The sequence below is a fragment of the Paenibacillus sp. J22P143 genome (assembly GCF_059692035.1).
Window position 1 is genome coordinate 37,876 of sequence record NZ_JCAUAQ010000024.1, and the last position, 16,748, is coordinate 54,623.

The following is a 16,748-nucleotide window of genomic DNA, read 5'->3' on the forward strand; positions in this document are numbered from 1 at the left end:
GGTGCCGATGATGAGTAGTTTTGCTACGACCATTTACTCTGAAACGTCTGCGAAGCCTTCTCCAGCAAAGGCTTGCCATGGCCGAAGCAGGCCACATTGAAATCCGCTTTCCCTAAGCGGATCAAATCTTGCTTCGCTTGCGAGAAGTTCTCGTGGCCGATGCTCCAGCCAAGGCCCATCATATTGGCTGCTGCATCGGCAGCGAACATCACGCCCCCTTGCTTCGGCAGAAGCAAGGCGATTTGGCCTGCGCTATGAGCAGGCGCAGGGATTGATTGTAAACCTTCAGCGAAATCAAGCGTATCATTCGCTTTCAAATAGCCGTCGATAGGAAAGGTCTCTATCGGCGTTTCTTTGATGAATAAACGGAACAGCAGTTTATTCATCAGGCCAGGCGTCGCCGTCAGCGGCCGCTGCGGCAGCCCTTTCTCTACGATCGGCGCATCGACTTCGCTGATGTAGATCTTCACATGCGGCACCGCTCGCTTCAGTGCCGCAGTACCGCCTACATGGTCAGGATGACCATGCGTGAGTAGTATGGTCTTCAGGTCCGATGGCTTGTGGCCGATAGCATGGATCCCTTCCAAGATGGCGGGGGCGCTTTCTGGCGTACCAGTGTCAATCAGAATGAGGCCGTCTTCCGCTTCGATGAGATATGCGTTGACTGTTCCTATGGGCAGCAAATAAACCCCTTTAACAAGCTGTTTAACCTTCATGCTCATGTCCCCACTCCACGAATAAGATTCATTTCATCCTAGTAATCGTACTAATCCTAAGTAAATATTTAGTCTACCTAAATATCGAAACAGTAAAATACCTAGTTAACGAATGAATTACCCTTCGGGAGATGCGAATGGATCTTCTTCATCCAAACAAGCAGGAGGGATGCTTCCTCGGGGGCTAATCCTTGCCGAAGATGTTGCTCAAGCTCGGTGATCATCGCAATACAGATGGCGCGATGCGCATGCCCTGATTCCGTTAGATAAATGCGTTTCACGCGTGCATCCTGGTCATCGAACTTACGCACAACCCAACCGCCAGCAACGAGTGCGTCGATTAAATTGGTTAATGATGCAGGCCGGATATGAAGCTTCTCATGCAGTGCTTTCTGCGTGAGGCCATCCCCGAATGTCCATAACTGCTCTAGGACATTCACCTGTGAAGCTGTCAGCCCATAAACCGCTAACTTCTGATCATATAGAAGGTTGAAATCTCGATATATTTGCTTGATCCAATGGCCTAAGTGGCCTTGTAATGGATGTGTCATTTATTTAGTCACCCTAAATAAATGTACGTAATAAAAGTCGCCGTGTCAAGCGACTTTATTGCGCTTTTTAGCATTAGAAGGTATAGGGCATGAATTTAGAAGCACCTGATTTGAACAAGCCAGCTAGAATAACGCAGTGCAGGGCAACGACCTCATGTACCCAATCGGGCTTAGAGGGGGAATCGGGAGCAAGGGTTTGAACATCTTGGAGGGCGGTTTGCTGCGCAAAGAGAATGAAATCATCCCTTAGGCAATAGAGATCCTGCTCAAGCTCAATTGACGACTGGCGCAGGGCAGATAGCCCAGTTCCGATACAAGCGAAAGTCTGTAAGGTCGGTGGCAAGCGACATGAGAGCCATTTGATACACAGTGAAATCTGTCTTTGGTTTGGAGTTTTCTGCAAGTTGAACTGTTGATTCAGATCGAGGATACCGTTTGGAATGCAATAAGGAGTTTCACTTGTGGAGGTGAAGATATAGATATGACTCTCCCCCACATGAATGACATCGAGATGACTAGGGATTTCCGTTCCTGATATAGCCTGCTTCAGAGCTTCTATCGATTCTTCTTTCCTAGCTCCCGCTTGCTCTGGGGTGTCAGTAAACATACTGGATAATTCGTTTGTTTCATGACTTAACTTCTTCATGTACTTATCATTGTGCATGCGAATACCTCACCCATAAGTTACATAGTATCGTTACCGCGGCAGCGGTGTTCAGAACCCTAATAATAATGGATGGAATATGGAAGGTCAACCCAATTTTGGGATTTTAAATAAAAAATAAGACCCTATCCAATAACGGATCAGGTCAATGTGAAGTTGAATTAGATAACAAATTTATAGCCTACGCCCCATACGGTCTTTATATATTTTGGCTCTTTAGGATTGACCTCAATTTTCCTGCGCAAATTCGTAATATGTACATCAATCGCACGCTCATTTATGTAGGAATCGAATCCGCGTAAAGCATTAATCAGGTCTTCGCGACGGTAAACCCGTTCAGGATGTTCGACTAACAATCGAATGAGCTCAAACTCAGAGAAAGTCATTTCGATAGATTCGCCTCGGACGTGCAAGGTTCGTTTCTCTAAATTAATTTGGAGCTCCATAGCGGGAACGGTAATCCGTTGGCGAATCGAGGTAGGTACAGCAGGCTGCTGCTCAGCGGGCGTTTCCTTCTTGAAGCGACGTAGTAAGACCTGGATACGTGCCTTCATTTCATGCATACTGAACGGTTTGCATAAATAATCATCGGCACCAACGGTAAAGGCTTCGATTTTCTCACTGACTTTGGAATTAGAAGAGATGATAATAATCGGAACAGGTGTTAGTCCTCGCAAGGAATTACATAGCTCTGTACCTTCGAAGTCTGGGAGAATAAGATCAAGTAAAATTAGATCTGGTTGGAATTTGTGCAGGGCCGTTAGACCCTCCTGTCCATTGTGGCACCTGAGAACTAAGAAGTCTTCTTCTTTCAGATACATGCAGATCATCTCACCGATAATATCATCGTCCTCAATTAATAGAACTCTGTCCATTAGAAGTCCCCCCTAACGCATAGTTTTCTAATTTGAAATTCTTAAAAAGTGAAGAGGTGAGTGATGTTGCTAATATTTAGCTAATAATTCTATTATACAATGTCGAATTTTAAGAGTAAACCGTTTTCATTAATGAAATCTAAAAAAATGTTAGTAAAATATTAGCAAAAATAAGGGGTAAAATTCATAGGATTTAAGTAAGTAACCTAATAAGTGGAAAGTATAATGAGGTTATAAGTGAGCATGGCTTGAAGAGGTGGCGGGAAAATGAGTCTGACAGGCAGGTACGGAGTGCTAGTGGTAAGCATATCCGAGCATACGCAGGAGGTCGTTACGACCATATTGAAGCAGGATAAACAGCTCATACTGACAGGGATTGCAGCACATGGCAGTGATGCATTGGCTTCTATGTTACATGATAAGCCAGATCTGGTCCTTATCGATATGGACTTACCTGATTTATTAGGACTTACGGCACTCCAACTCATTATGGACCATAGTCCTATTCCAGTGATTATGCTTAGCACACATACCTCAGAAGGTTCGGTTCAAACGATCCAAGCGATGCGTTTCGGCGCAGTCGATTATTTCCATAAAGAAATGTTAGTAGCGGGTTTGGAAGGTGAGGGGGTTATTACCTATTTCCTGGAGCGATGTAAGGTCGCTATTCAAAATGGGGTCAAAGGTGTGTATCCCGCAGCCGCGCATTCAGACGGATCTGTAGACAACTTGCAGGCTGGCGTTCCTTTGATTAATGGCGTCTTGCTGCAGAGACGGATGGATATCGAGTTTCACCTGGGCAAGGCGCTCACTAAGCAAGAATTTAAGCTCGTCTATCAGCCTGTTGTTGATATCGATACGAACTGTGTTGTCGGATTGGAGTGTCTGCTTCGTTGGGATCATCCCTATTTCGGTTATGTACCTCCATCGGAATTCATTGCCATCGCAGAAGAAAGTGGGCTCATCCACGAGATCGGGGAATGGGTGCTGCGCGAAGCTTGTAGACAGAGTCAGAAATGGCAGTTGGCAGGTCTTCCACCGATGTTTGTGGCCGTAAATTTATCTAGAAAACAGTTCAATGATTGCCGGCTAAGCAGGACGATTGCAGCGATTCTGGAGGAAACTGGCTTGGATCCCAAGTACCTAGAACTCGAAATTACGGAGAGCTTAAGTGTCGATGCCAGACTAGCCGCAGATACGCTTGGGAAGCTTAAGGAGCTAGGTATCCAGATTGCAATGGATGATTTCGGTACAGGGTATAACTCGCTCGGTTATCTACGTGATTTCCCTGTGGATAAAATGAAAATTGATCAATCCTTTATCAAAGGATTAAAGCACGGGCAAGTGAACGCGGTTATCGTGAGTACCATGCTTACAATGGCGAAGCAATTGAATCTTCTCGTTGTGGCGGAAGGCGTTGAGACCGAAGAAGAGCTCCAGGTATTACGCGAGTATGGCTGCCGCTTCGTCCAAGGATATTATTATAGCAAACCAGTTGAAACCCAGCTTATTGAACAAATGTTATATCAACTAGCCTAAACATAATGATAGAATGATGAAGGAAAAGATAAATGGTTTCCTCACGAGAGTCAGAAACGGGTGGTGATTGCTCTGTTACATGATTTGATTATTAATTTTGCGTTAATAACCGTCTTCGTTGTAGTTGTGGAACATTTCTTTATTCTCATGAAGCTTGATCAGAGGCCAACTTGGTTAAATAAAGTCTATATCGGATTGGCGCATGGGGCGCTTGTAGTCGTTCTGATGAATTTCAGTGTTCAAATTGATACACATGTCACTGTTAGTTTTATAGGTGTCGGATTGTTGCTTTCTGTCTATATGGGGGGATTTATTTCGTTATTAATTGCCTTTGCTTGCTTAGGGGGGGCTAGTTTTTTGATGGGTTCCGTGATCCCGTTGCCACAACTGTTTATTGGTCTAGCTGCAATAATAGGAATGGGCATTATTTTTACAAGATCAGGTCCCTATTGGCAGAAATGGTTGTATGGCGCGTCATTCTTTTTTCTTCTGTGTGATATCATAAATGGGCTTGTTTACGGGATTTCATTCGAGGTGATTCGAATAACGTTGACATATCAATTGCTATGTACCTTTGTGATCGCTTGTTTCTTACGATATCTGGTTCGAAATCGGGAATATAAGCATCAGATTCGGCAAGTAGAGGAAGAACTGATTGATATGCTGCGTTCTCAGCCGGGGTTTACATTTAAGCTAATTAAACATCGTGATGAATACGTTTACATCGTGATCGAAGGACAGCTGCTGCAGATGCTTGGCTTACATCCTAGTCAATTTATTGGCAAAAAAATAAGCGAAGTGAATGTGTTTGGCGAATCCTTTCAGGCTCGTATCCAACAATACTACGAGACAGCATGGCAGGGGGAACGCGTCAATTACGAGTATGACTATAATGGCTTTACGATTCTAGTAAGTCTACAGCCAATCTATAAATCCGGTTTTGTGACGGAGTTAATTGGGTCTGCTTGTGATGTCACGGAGCATCGTGCAGCTTTACTTAAAGCAAGGGTTAGGGATGAGCAGTACCGGACCTTGGTCGAAAATTCAGAAGATTTCATTTTCCGGTTTCAACTAGATGGTACGATAGCCTCGTCCAACAGTAAGATGTATCTTACGTACCAGATGGATGCCGACCAAGTGAAAGGTAAGTTGCTAACAGAATTGGTCCAGATGGACGAGCCTGAGACGTGGGAGATGGAGTTCGAACAGACGATTTTGGAGCGAAAAACACAACAGTTCGGTATCCACTTTATGCATCCGGACGGGTCGGAGCATGCCTATAATGTCACGTTATCCCCCCTATTCACAGAGGGGGAAACGGAGATTGATGGCGTAACGGGAACCGTTCACGATATCACGGATCTGAGGAAGCGGGAAGAAGCGGATCAATCCAACAGGGCCAAGAGTCAGTTCTTGGCTAGAATGAGTCATGAAATACGCACTCCGCTGAATGGGATCATCGGTCTGTCACTCCTTTTACAACGAACAGAGCTATCCACGATTCAACAGGATTATTTGAGCAAAATTGATGCGTCCTCTAATGTACTTCTTGCTACAATTAACGATATTCTCGATTTCTCGAAGCTTGAGGCGGGTAAAATGTCACTCGAGTCGATAGAGTTCTCCCTAGAGGCATCGCTTCAAAAGGTAGCCGATTTAGCGAGTGTATCGCTAGGCAAGAAGCGAATCGAGATTATGCTCGACACGTCGGAGAATCTCCCTGATCTTGTCAGCGGCGATCCGTTTCGTTTGGAGCAGGTGCTCATTAATTTAACGAATAATGCGATTAAGTTTACCAAGAGGGGTTATTTGAGGTTGAAAGTGGCTCTGGCGGAAACGTCAGATGAGGGTTACGCCATCTCGTTTATTATGGAGGATACTGGCATCGGAATCTCCAAGGAACAGCTCTCGAAGCTCTTTGTCCCGTTCTCACAAGCAGATACGTCGATGAGTCGGCGATATGGGGGGACCGGTTTAGGGCTCGTCATATGCCAGCATTTAGTACAGTCGATGGGCGGTGTCTTGCAGGTGGATTCCACACTTGGCCAAGGCAGCCGATTCTATTTCAACTTATTGCTAGGGAAATCTCGTACTGATGACGAGGATGCGAAGCCTGAAGGTCATCAGTATGCGCAGCCTAGTTCTATTCAGAATCAGCGAATTCGGATCGCCGAGGATCATCCTCTTGTTGCTGGGCATATCGCTGAACTGCTCGGAGCTATGCACTTACAAACAGATTGCGTAACGACAGCGTCGGAATTAGTAACCGCATTGGAGCAAGATGCTTGGAATGCCGCACCGGTTGATTATATACTTCTTGATATGCAAATGGAGGATCTCCAGCATCAAGATGGATTAGAGCGAGTGATGGCACCCATCGACCGCTCACGTACGAAGATAATCGCCTATACGACACTCGATGGCAGGGAGCTGATGTCGGAGCTGCCAGAGGCCTTACAGGCAGATAGCGTGCTCGTGAAGCCAGTGAGCAGAGCCAATCTGAAGATGGCCGTCGAAGGGTTAGCTCAGCGGGAGACACGATCCGTAGTAACGGAACCTAGTCTGGTGACTCACACGATGGCGAAGCAGGTAACCGCGTCCAAAGGGAATATTCTCGTGGTAGAGGACAATGAAATCAATCAACTTGTCATCTCTGAGCAATTAAGGCAATTAGGCTATCACACGGTGATCGCACAGAATGGCCTTGAAGCATTAGAATTGGCTGACAGTCAGGCGTGGAAGCTGATTCTGATGGACATTCATATGCCGGAGATGGATGGCTATGAGGCGACACAGAAACTGAGACAGCATAAGAGCTTGAATCTTGTACCTATCGTAGCGCTCACCGCGAATATGCTTATGCAGGATCGTATGCAGCTGCTGAAGCTGGGAATGAATGATCTGCTCATCAAGCCTATCTCGGAACAGCAGTTGACAGATATGCTGGGAAAATGGGATCAATTGAGCTATTTAAACCAATATCAAGGTGTCGGTACGGAAAAATTGATGAGGAATATCGATCATAAGCTGCATATTTTCCAATATATGATGGAGAAATTCAGGCAAGATTACAGCAACTTCTATGACCAACTCACCCCGTATATTATCGGCAGGGAACAGGTCGTGGTTAAAAGGAAGATCCATACGCTGAGAGGGATTGCCGTGAATTTCTACGCGGAAGTGTTAGTGGCGGAGGTGCTCGCTATGGAGAAGGAGCTGGAAAATGGCATCCATCCACAGGGAATCTTCCCCATCTTGAAGCGTATACAGCAAGAGATCGACGGGATTTTTGGAAAGCACAGCGACGCAGAGGCGGTAAGTGAGGATCATTTGAGATAGCGATGGATGTTGAAAGCTTGGCAGACCGAGAGGCCTGATGCAACGTGGATACCGAGAGAGTCGGTTGGCGTACATCAGGCCTCTATGATTTCTACGATGAGTAGCGAAGAGCACTAAGCGTTGCCAGCGAGGTACGTTAGTCCATAAGATAACCAGACGAAATGGTATACGTTAACGGCAGCATAAACAATGACGGTAACGGTTATGCAGGGTTGCACCCAGTATTTCTGGCGGATATAGGGATACATCAACATGAAAGCGACAGGGAATATGAGCTTCACGAGATAGTAAGCGATGACATGCCATTCGTATAGTCTGCGGATGAACGGATTTGCTTCTTGGATGAAGGCTAGCTGCAGGCCGATATCGGTAAATAACGCGTCGAAAAAACAGAGAATGAGCAGCAATACCAGCATTTTGCTCTTAAACAAGAATCGAAAAACAAGCATACGGTTCCTCGCTTTCCGTGGCTTCATTCGGATGTGTTCCAGAGATTTGCGTAGGGGTGCAGGGGCAGGAGTGTTACATAAGTTGTTTCGCTTGATACATAATGTATCATTTTATGGCGGAGTTGTCCAGTTCACTGCCGCGAATGAAGAAATCCCCCTGCGATCGAATTGAGATCGAGGGGGATTTCTTAGATAGGCCCGGTGGGGGTCGAACCCACAACCTACCGGTTAAGAGCCGGTTGCTCTGCCATTGAGCTACGGACCTGAGTATTTGTAATTCTAACATGCAGCGTAAGAAAGGGTCAATCTTTTTCCAAAAGCTGGTTCATAAAAGACGAAGAGCCTACCTCATCGCTTAGATGGGTACGCTCCTCAGGACTCGCGTGGCTTAGAATACTTTCGTCGTCCAGGACTCACAGTTCCACGTTTCCGTCACGACATCGCGATAGAAATCAGGTTCATGGGAGATCAGGATGATGCTGCCTTTGTAAGCGCGAAGTGCACGCTTCAGCTCTTCTTTCGCATCGACGTCCAAATGGTTCGTCGGCTCATCGAGTACGAGCAGGTTCGTTTCACGGTTGATCAGCTTGCATAAGCGAACCTTGGCTTTCTCGCCACCGCTGAGCACGACAATCTTGCTCTCGATATGTTTCGTTGTTAGTCCACAGCGGGCAAGCGCCGCGCGCACTTCGAATTGGTTGAGCGAAGGGAACTCGTTCCAAACCTCATCGATACACGTATTGTTATTGGATTCTTTAATTTCTTGTTGGAAGTAGCCGACTTGCTGGTTCTCGCCCTTATGCACGGAACCCGCTAAAGCCGGGATTTCGCCTAAAATACTGCGAAGTAACGTCGTCTTACCAATACCATTGGCACCGACGAGCGCGATTTTCTGTCCACGTTCCATGCGCAGGTTAAGCGGACGGGATAATGGTGTGTCGTAACCGATGACCAGATCTGTCGCTTCAAAAATGAGCTTACCTGCCGTGCGCCCTTCTTTGAAGTTGAACTGTGGCTTCGGCTTTTCTTTGGCAAGCTCAATGACATCCATCTTGTCGAGCTTTTTCTGTCTGGACATCGCCATATTACGTGTTGCCACACTCGCTTTGTTACGTTGAACGAAGTCTTTCAACTCAGAAATTTCCTGCTGTTGGCGTTTATACGCGGATTCCAGCTGGGATTTTCTCATTTCGTGAACTTCTAGGAAATGGTCGTAGTCGCCGACATAGCGGTTCAATGCTTGATTTTCCATGTGGTAGATCAAGTTGATAACGCTGTTCAGGAACGGAATATCATGAGAGATGAGGATGAAGGCATTCTCGTACTCATTCAGATAGCGTTTCAACCACTCGATATGCTGCTCATCCAAATAGTTCGTAGGCTCATCGAGGAGCAGGATGTCTGGCTTCTCCAGCAACAGCTTCGCAAGCAAAACCTTCGTCCGCTGCCCACCGCTCAAGTCATTTACGTCCTTATCTAAGCCGATATCTGTCAGACCCAGACCGCGGGCCGTTTCTTCGATTTTGGCATCGATCATGTAGAAATCTTGATTCGTTAGTGTATCTTGAATCGTTCCTACATCTTCGAGCAAACGCTCCAACTCTTCAGGCGTAACATCGCCCATACGACCGTACATATCATTCATTTCTTGTTCCATATCGAAAAGATATTGGAAAGCGCCCTTGAGGACATCGCGCATCGTCATCCCTTTGCTCAGCACCGCATGCTGATCTAGGTAACCAACGCGCATGCGCTTGGACCATTCGACTTTCCCGTCGTCTGGCTGAAGCTTTCCGGTAATGATGTTCATGAAGGTGGATTTCCCTTCACCGTTTGCGCCAATAAGTCCGATGTGCTCGCCTTTCAACAGGCGGAAGGATACATCGTTGAAGATCGCGCGATCCCCAAAGCCGTGACTAAGTCGTTCTACATTTAATATGCTCATGTAATGACACCTTTTCTATTGAACTTTTTTTGTTGATATGAATTTATATGTAATAGTCACATATAGCTTCGCATCAACCTTGGTAAACGGATACCGTCTTGTGAAAGACGGCGCAGCCGTTTATCCCTGGCTTCTTACATTTTATTATAAACAATAGGAAGCAAACAACTCCCCCAGGTGAATAAAAAAAGGAAATTAGGCTTCATCCATCAGGATATGCCCATAGCCTAGCTCAGTTTCGACGAAGCCAGCCATATGGCGCATATGGCAAGTAATCGGCTTATTTTGACCCATCAGAATGAAATTCTGCAGATCGCGGCGTCCCTCGGACGGAAGTTTATAAGCTTTGACGGAAGTGAACACCTCGCTAAGTGTGGTATGAATCGCTGCGAGGAGCGGGTCATTGTCACCTTTGCCCATGAGGTTCAGGAGGATGGCGCCTTCGGCGTCGAGCTTTTGCGCAGCCATTTGGAAAAAGGTTAATGACGTTAAGGGCAGGGGTGTGCCCTTTTCGGTAAATGCATCGACAAGGATGTAGTCATAGGTGCACGGGGGCTCGCTATGTAGGAGCTGTCTGCCGTCACCGATAAGGACGTTATCTTGGCTGTAGCCAAAGTAGCGCCTGCTTAGATCCACGACAAGCTCGTCCAGCTCGGCAATGGTAAAGTGTTTCTCTTTGAGGTGGGAAGCGATGGTGCCGATACCGTGACCGATTAGGAAAACACGCTGGAAGCTGGGATTGTTAGCTTGCATGAGATGAATCATGGCTCTTGGATATTCGAATAGAATGCGATCCGGATGCTCCAAATCCATCGCGCCTTGCATGGCATGATTGGAAAACTCAAGGATGCGGAAGCGCCCTTTTACACCCGAAAAGGTGTTGGTGTCGTAGATGGAGATGTCATGATGGGCGGTTAGTTCCTTGTATAGCACGTTCAACGATCGTATCTCCTTCGATAATGGGGTATGTGGACAAGTATACCATAGCTTAGCAAGCTGCAATGCCATGTTCAGCGTTAGCTGTAAATCTACCCTATGAGTCTATTAATACACTATTTTCTGGTATATAATACTACGTATTACCTAGTAGTTGTATAGATTTTACAGGAGGCTGAACATGAACATTTTTTTCCGAAAAGGAGTCGCTTCAATTTTGGCTGCGGTATGGATTGCCGTCGTAGTCGTTCCAATCAGCGCACAGGCTAGCAGCGATATTGTCGCCTATCCAGATGTACCAACTACGCACTATGCGAGTCAAGAAATTGCTTTACTGAAGAAGCAAGGCATGATCGAGGCCCAAGCGGACGGTGACTTTCATCCAGATGAGGCCGTTACGCGAGGAGATGCTGCAGTATGGCTCAGTAAATCACTCAAGCTGAACAAACCGAAAGCGTTGAATGCTTTTACAGACGTAACGGAAACGAGCCCCTATGCGGAAGCTGTTAATGCTTTGAAAGAGCTGAACATCGTGCAGGGCAATGAGGGGATGTACCAACCGGATGCTTTTCTTACGCGCGAACAGATGGCGAGCTTGCTTGTGCGTGCTTTTCAGCTCAAAGATAATGGCATCCAGGCATGGCTTAAGGATGAATCTACGATCGGTAAGGCGCATCACGATGATGTGATGAAGCTGAAGCAGCATTTTATTACCGAGCAAGTGGCTTTTATGCCACAGGATCAGGTGACGCGTGCGCAGCTTGTCTTATTTTTATATCGGACAATAGCTCAAAAAGAAGAAACCACCCAAGGGCCCGTTTCACTAGAGGACTTAGTGAAAATGCCAGATAAGGCGATGGTGCGGCTATCCCCTGACTCCAAATCGTTGGCGTTCTTGCAACCATGGGAAAATCGAATGAATATCTACATCCAGAAGGTTGGAGAAACACAGAGTACACGGATTACAAGCGCGAAGGATGAAAATATTGAGCGTATATATTGGATTACGGATGACCTGATCGTCTATGTGATTGATAGTGGCGGTACGGAAAATACACATCTTCGGGTTGTGCGTGTGGATGGTTCGGATGATCGCGACCTGACGCCGTATCCGAATGTAAAAGCTGAGTTGCTGTATGCTTTACCTGATGCGTTGTTAGTTACCATGAATAAACGAGATCCGCAAGTGATGGATGTATACCTTGTGGGTTTGAGTAAGGGCGAGACGTTCATGAACGTACAGAATCCAGGTAATGTGGATTATTGGCTAACAGACAACTGGGGAATCGTTCGTGCTGGTATCGCCAGAGATGGTGAGAAGACAAGTCTAATTTACCGAGGAAGTGGCTATTCCCCTTTTGAGAAAATAGACGAGTTTGATGCGCAGGACTCCTTTATTCCTGTTATGTTTGATTTCGATAATAAACAACTCTATGCTGCTTCCAACGTCGGGCGTGACAAGCAGGCATTGGTGAAATACGATCCTGACACGAAGAAAGAGACGGAAGTCATCTATGTGAATGATGAAGTGGATATTGATAATTTCATCGTGTCATACAAGAAGAAGTCGATTCTAGCTGTATCCTATGAGACTGATAATGTACAGATGCATTATTTAGACAATGAATTCGAAGCAATGTCACACAGAATCGAAGAGAAGCTGCAAACCCGTCATTGGGGGCTCATTGGGTCGCCGGACAAGGACGTGTTGCTCTTATATACGGAAAGCGATAAATCGTACGGCAGCTATTATTTATACGATCGCATTGGGGACAAGTTAGACAAAATTGCTGATATCCAGCCGAAATTTGAAGAGAAGACGATGGCGGACATGCAGCCGATTTCTTTTAAAAGTAGAGATGGATTAACCATTCACGGCTACTTGACGCTTCCTAAAGGTGTTGCTCCCAAGCAGCTGCCTGTCGTTGTTAATCCGCATGGAGGGCCGTGGGCCCGCGATTCCTGGGGCTACAATATGGAAGTCCAGCTATTGGCTAGCCAAGGGTATGCTGTCTTGCAGTTGAACTTCCGAGGTTCAACCGGCTATGGCAAGGCCTTCGAGCACGCTGGCGATAAGCAGTGGGGGCTCTCGATGCAGAATGATATTACCGACGGTGTGAACTGGTTGATCGGTCGGGGAACTGCAGATCCGGAGCGTGTGGCGATCTTTGGAACCTCTTACGGCGGATATGCAACCCTTGCAGGGATGACGTTTACGCCGGATTTATATGCAGCTGGCGTTGATTTCGTTGGACCGTCCAACCTCCTCACCTTCTTGAAAACGATTCCCCCTTACTGGGAGAACGCTCGTCCACGGATGTATCTACAGGTTGGCGACCCTTTCATGGATAAGAGGCTGCTTGAATCCGTCTCACCACTGCTCCATATCGACCGAATCAAATCACCGCTAATGATTGCACAAGGCGCGAATGATCCTAGGGTCAATCGAGCGGAGTCGGATCAAATGGTCGCAGCATTGCATAAGTTAGATGTTGACGTTGCTTACATGCTGAAGAAAAATGAGGGGCATGGTTATCAAAAGGTAGAAAATGTTCGCGATTTTTATCAGGCACTTATCCATTTTCTAAATAAGAATGTGAAGAACAAGAAGAAGGCGGCCTAAGAAGGAGCATCAAGAAAAACCATCAAGTCCACGGTAGTGGATTTGATGGTTTTTCTGTCATTGTACATTACATCGATCGTCCATGCTCTACCTTCCGATACTCCTTCGGCACGATCCCCTTACTCTCTCGGAAAATCCGCGAAAAGGTTTTGTACGAGCCATAGCCAACCTCTAATGCGATCTCCGTGACACTCATGTCGGTGGAGACTAGCAGGCTGCAGGCATGACGCAGGCGGAGGTCGTGAAGGAAGTGAACGAAGGTCTGCCCCGTCGTTTGCTTAATAACCTCGCTGATGCGTGAAACGCTCATCGAGAAGCGCGAAGCCAAGTCGGAAAGCGCCAAATTCTCCTGATAATTCCGATGGATATAGTGAATGATCGGCCACACGGCTTGGCTGGATCTTGAAGGGGATTTGACTATCATTGTAGCTGCTTCCTCCTGACCTGCAAGCCCAAACCGTCTCCGATCGAATCGGATCAGAATCTCCTTCAATTTGGCCTTCAGCAGGGTCTGCCTGTAACGCTCATCCCCGTGATACTCTTTCATCATATCTTCGATGATTACGGTCATCTGCTCCTGCTCCGCCCCTTCGAACTGCACATAAGCAGGCAGTCCATTCGAGTCATTAAACAGACCAGATAATCCCAGATCGTTCCCCGGCTCCATGAGGAGATCCATGCTGAACATGCTGTTGAAGAGAACTAGCTTGTGACCTGGATCCGTAAAAATCTCATGCACCTGATAGGGCAGCACAAAGGTAAAAGTGCCTGGCACCATCGTGTGTTTCACATCATTTATCGTTTCTGCGCCGCGTCCTTCCACCACATAAGAGAACTCTAGGAAATCATGACGGTGTGCGCGAAAGCCACGCTCCAACGTATTTCGACTGAGGTGAAAAGGGAAGGAGGAGTGCATATTAGGGTATGTTTTAAAATAATCCGGAAAATAAGTCATGCTCTGCAGGTCTCCTTCGAAAAAATGGGACGTTTTCCGAATATACGGTACGACTTCTTAGTGATCTTATTTTATCATAAAAGCAGGTCAACAGCGTGTACTTATGAGGAGGAACGAATCGTGGAAAGCGTTAACAAAATTAGAATTGGGATTATTGGTGCAGGAAATATTGGCGGCGTTCATATTCGGCAGTTTTCGAAGTTGGCCGATCTCTGTGAAATTACTGTGATTACAGACGCGTACTTGCCTTTAGCAGAAGCGAAGGCGCGAGAGCACGGCATTGCCTATGTGGCAGCCACACCTGAGGAGCTTATTCAAAGTTCGAATGTCGACGCAGTCATTATTGGCGTACCGAATCAATACCATGCTTCCCTTGCTGTACAAGCGATTGAAGCGGGTAAACATGTACTTATCGAGAAGCCAATGGGTATTCATGCTGCAGCGGCTAAACACATATATGAAGCGAGTAAGGCAGCCAACACGATCGTGATGATCGGTCACCAAATGCGCTGGGAATCCGTTCCTATGCAAATTAAAGAGCAGGTTGATGCTGGCGAGCTAGGTAAAATTTACACAGCCAAAACGGGCTGGTTCCGTCGCAAAGGTATCCCAGGTTGGGGAACTTGGTTTACGAAAATGGACGAGTCTGGCGGCGGTCCTTTGATCGATATCGGCGTTCATATGTTGGATCTGGCCCTCTATTTGATGGGGAATCCGAAACCCGTTTCTGTTGTTGGTGCAACGTATGCGGAATTCGGACCGCGCCGCAAAGGGATTGGCACATGGGGCAAACCGAACTGGAACGGTTATTACGATGTAGAGGACTTGGCTACAGCGTTGATTCGTATGGAAGACGGCAGCACGTTGACGCTTGAAGTAAGCTGGGCGGTGCACATGGATACGGACAACACGCCATTCGTGCACCTCATGGGTTCTGACGGCGGGGCTAGCTACAAGGGAGCTACAGGGAAGTTGTTGACGGAGAAATTCAACCGTGCAATCGAAACGGAGCTGAAGAAGCCTGAGAATGATGAAGGCGAGCGTGAACGTCTCACCGCCCATTTCTTGGCGTGTATTCGTGAAGGCAAGCAGCCGATTACATCCGCACTTTCTGGATATACGAACAATTTGATTCTCGATGCGATCTATGAATCTTCACGTACAGGAAGTGAAGTTAAGTTGAACTGGAATTAATTGTGGAAACGGGATCGTAACGGGCAAACGTAGAACAGCCGAAGAACTAGCAACCATTTGGAGGGATGATCGATGCTTAGAGGGTTAACGAGAGCAGGGCTTGGCAAGATTGAGAGCAACGAGCAATTCATAGCGTTAGCGGCAAAATATGGCTTCCAAGCGGTCGATATCGACGCTTTGAGCTTGGTGGAAGCTCACACCATTGCTGGTGCTCGTGAGTTATTAGAGAAGAATGGACTCGTTGTCGGGTCCATTGGGTTGCCCGTGGAATGGCGGACCACGGAAGAGGCGTTCCTGAGCGGCCTGCCGAAGCTAGCGCAGGCCGCGGAAGCGGCAGCAGCGCTCGGCTGCACGAGCTGCTGCACGTATGTGCTGCCCTCGACGGATCTCGGGGCAGCGCACTTCATGGCGCTCGCGACGCGCAGACTGCGCACGTGCGCCCAAATCCTAGGCGCCTACGGCGTCCGCCTAGGGCTGGAGTTCGTCGGTCCGCATCATTTGCGGACACGGTGGAAGCATCCGTTCATCTGGACGATGGATGAAACGTTGGATTGGATCGCTGCGATCGGAGAGCCGGGCGTGGGCTTGCTGTTCGATTCGTTCCATTGGTACACGAATGGCGGGACCGTCGCGGATATCGAGAAGCTCCGCGTCGATCAGATCGTGCACGTTCACATCAACGATGCGCCGGACGTGCCGGTGGAGGAAGTGCTCGACAACGGACGCGTGTACCCGGGGGAAGGCGTCATTGATCTGGCGGGCTTCCTGCAAGGCCTGCAGCGTATTGGCTATACCGGCGCTGTGGCGCAGGAGATCCTGACAGCGGAGCCTCCGACGGACTCTCCAGAGAGTCTGGCGGAACGGTCAAAAGCTGGCTTCGACAAGGTCTATGCCGCGGCGGGGATTAAGTAGTGTGTGTGGAGCGAATTCCCCTTGATGGGAATTCGCTCTATTTTTCGTAC

At 47.3% G+C, this 16,748-nt stretch carries 13 protein-coding genes and 1 tRNA gene; 5 read left to right on the forward strand and 9 right to left on the reverse strand.

Annotated features, from left to right (window positions below):
- Positions 1–23 precede the first annotated feature (23 nt).
- From AC58PQ_RS23670 to AC58PQ_RS23685, 4 genes are all read right to left on the reverse strand, one after another.
- The gene (locus tag AC58PQ_RS23670; protein ID WP_497245954.1) at positions 24–722 is read right to left on the reverse strand and encodes an MBL fold metallo-hydrolase; all 699 of its coding nucleotides are present in this window, start codon (positions 720–722) and stop codon (positions 24–26) included.
- A gap of 95 nt (positions 723–817) precedes the next feature.
- On the reverse strand, positions 818–1,267 hold the full coding sequence (locus AC58PQ_RS23675) for a MarR family winged helix-turn-helix transcriptional regulator (protein WP_497245956.1): 450 nt from the start codon (positions 1,265–1,267) through the stop codon (positions 818–820).
- A gap of 73 nt (positions 1,268–1,340) precedes the next feature.
- Positions 1,341–1,931, reverse strand: coding sequence for a hypothetical protein (locus AC58PQ_RS23680; protein WP_497245958.1), 591 nt, complete (start codon positions 1,929–1,931; stop codon positions 1,341–1,343).
- Positions 1,932–2,092: 161 nt separating this feature from the next.
- Positions 2,093–2,806 carry a response regulator transcription factor gene (locus AC58PQ_RS23685; RefSeq protein ID WP_497245960.1) on the reverse strand — a complete coding sequence of 238 codons (714 nt, stop codon included), beginning with the start codon at positions 2,804–2,806 and terminating at the stop codon, positions 2,093–2,095.
- 267 nt (positions 2,807–3,073) lie between these two features.
- Here AC58PQ_RS23685 and AC58PQ_RS23690 point away from each other — a divergent pair, with 267 nt between their 5' ends.
- The gene (locus tag AC58PQ_RS23690) at positions 3,074–4,345 is read left to right on the forward strand and encodes an EAL domain-containing protein (RefSeq protein WP_497245962.1); all 1,272 of its coding nucleotides are present in this window, start codon (positions 3,074–3,076) and stop codon (positions 4,343–4,345) included.
- Between the two features lie 60 nt (positions 4,346–4,405).
- Positions 4,406–7,684: a response regulator gene (locus AC58PQ_RS23695; protein ID WP_497245964.1), complete on the forward strand. Its 3,279-nt coding sequence runs from the start codon at positions 4,406–4,408 to the stop codon at positions 7,682–7,684.
- Between the two features lie 113 nt (positions 7,685–7,797).
- Here AC58PQ_RS23695 and AC58PQ_RS23700 read toward each other — a convergent pair whose 3' ends face one another.
- The 4 genes from AC58PQ_RS23700 to AC58PQ_RS23715 all read right to left on the reverse strand — a co-directional run bounded on the left by AC58PQ_RS23700 (position 7,798) and on the right by AC58PQ_RS23715 (position 11,017).
- A complete protein-coding gene (locus tag AC58PQ_RS23700) occupies positions 7,798–8,133 on the reverse strand; it encodes a DUF5658 family protein (RefSeq protein WP_497245966.1) in 336 nt (111 codons plus the stop codon).
- Positions 8,134–8,326: 193 nt separating this feature from the next.
- Positions 8,327–8,398, reverse strand: a tRNA-Lys gene (locus AC58PQ_RS23705).
- A 123-nt stretch (positions 8,399–8,521) separates the two neighbouring features.
- On the reverse strand, positions 8,522–10,078 hold the full coding sequence (locus AC58PQ_RS23710) for an ABC-F family ATP-binding cassette domain-containing protein (protein ID WP_497245968.1): 1,557 nt from the start codon (positions 10,076–10,078) through the stop codon (positions 8,522–8,524).
- Between the two features lie 195 nt (positions 10,079–10,273).
- On the reverse strand, positions 10,274–11,017 hold the full coding sequence (locus tag AC58PQ_RS23715) for a spermidine synthase (protein WP_497245970.1): 744 nt from the start codon (positions 11,015–11,017) through the stop codon (positions 10,274–10,276).
- Positions 11,018–11,195: 178 nt separating this feature from the next.
- Here AC58PQ_RS23715 and AC58PQ_RS23720 point away from each other — a divergent pair, with 178 nt between their 5' ends.
- Complete coding sequence (locus AC58PQ_RS23720) at positions 11,196–13,637, forward strand: S9 family peptidase (protein WP_497245972.1); 2,442 nt, start codon at positions 11,196–11,198, stop codon at positions 13,635–13,637.
- Between the two features lie 67 nt (positions 13,638–13,704).
- On the opposite strand, the gene AC58PQ_RS23725 is transcribed toward AC58PQ_RS23720, so the two are convergent.
- On the reverse strand, positions 13,705–14,592 hold the full coding sequence (locus tag AC58PQ_RS23725) for a helix-turn-helix domain-containing protein (RefSeq protein WP_497245974.1): 888 nt from the start codon (positions 14,590–14,592) through the stop codon (positions 13,705–13,707).
- 120 nt (positions 14,593–14,712) lie between these two features.
- On the opposite strand from AC58PQ_RS23725, the gene AC58PQ_RS23730 reads away from it, so the two are divergent.
- Positions 14,713–15,786 carry a Gfo/Idh/MocA family protein gene (locus AC58PQ_RS23730; RefSeq protein WP_497245976.1) on the forward strand — a complete coding sequence of 358 codons (1,074 nt, stop codon included), beginning with the start codon at positions 14,713–14,715 and terminating at the stop codon, positions 15,784–15,786.
- A gap of 72 nt (positions 15,787–15,858) precedes the next feature.
- Positions 15,859–16,698: a sugar phosphate isomerase/epimerase family protein gene (locus AC58PQ_RS23735; protein ID WP_497245978.1), complete on the forward strand. Its 840-nt coding sequence runs from the start codon at positions 15,859–15,861 to the stop codon at positions 16,696–16,698.
- Positions 16,699–16,748: the final 50 nt, after the last annotated feature.

Coding starts and splice junctions, on each gene's coding strand:
- AC58PQ_RS23690 (WP_497245962.1), top strand. CDS start 3,074: ATGAGTCTGACAGGCAGGTACGGAGTGCTAGTGGTAAGCATATCCGAG.
- AC58PQ_RS23725 (WP_497245974.1), bottom strand. CDS start 14,592: ATGACTTATTTTCCGGATTATTTTAAAACATACCCTAATATGCACTCC.
- AC58PQ_RS23680 (WP_497245958.1), bottom strand. CDS start 1,931: ATGCACAATGATAAGTACATGAAGAAGTTAAGTCATGAAACAAACGAA.
- AC58PQ_RS23670 (WP_497245954.1), bottom strand. CDS start 722: ATGAGCATGAAGGTTAAACAGCTTGTTAAAGGGGTTTATTTGCTGCCC.
- AC58PQ_RS23735 (WP_497245978.1), top strand. CDS start 15,859: ATGCTTAGAGGGTTAACGAGAGCAGGGCTTGGCAAGATTGAGAGCAAC.
- AC58PQ_RS23685 (WP_497245960.1), bottom strand. CDS start 2,806: ATGGACAGAGTTCTATTAATTGAGGACGATGATATTATCGGTGAGATG.
- AC58PQ_RS23675 (WP_497245956.1), bottom strand. CDS start 1,267: ATGACACATCCATTACAAGGCCACTTAGGCCATTGGATCAAGCAAATA.
- AC58PQ_RS23700 (WP_497245966.1), bottom strand. CDS start 8,133: ATGCTTGTTTTTCGATTCTTGTTTAAGAGCAAAATGCTGGTATTGCTG.
- AC58PQ_RS23710 (WP_497245968.1), bottom strand. CDS start 10,078: ATGAGCATATTAAATGTAGAACGACTTAGTCACGGCTTTGGGGATCGC.
- AC58PQ_RS23720 (WP_497245972.1), top strand. CDS start 11,196: ATGAACATTTTTTTCCGAAAAGGAGTCGCTTCAATTTTGGCTGCGGTA.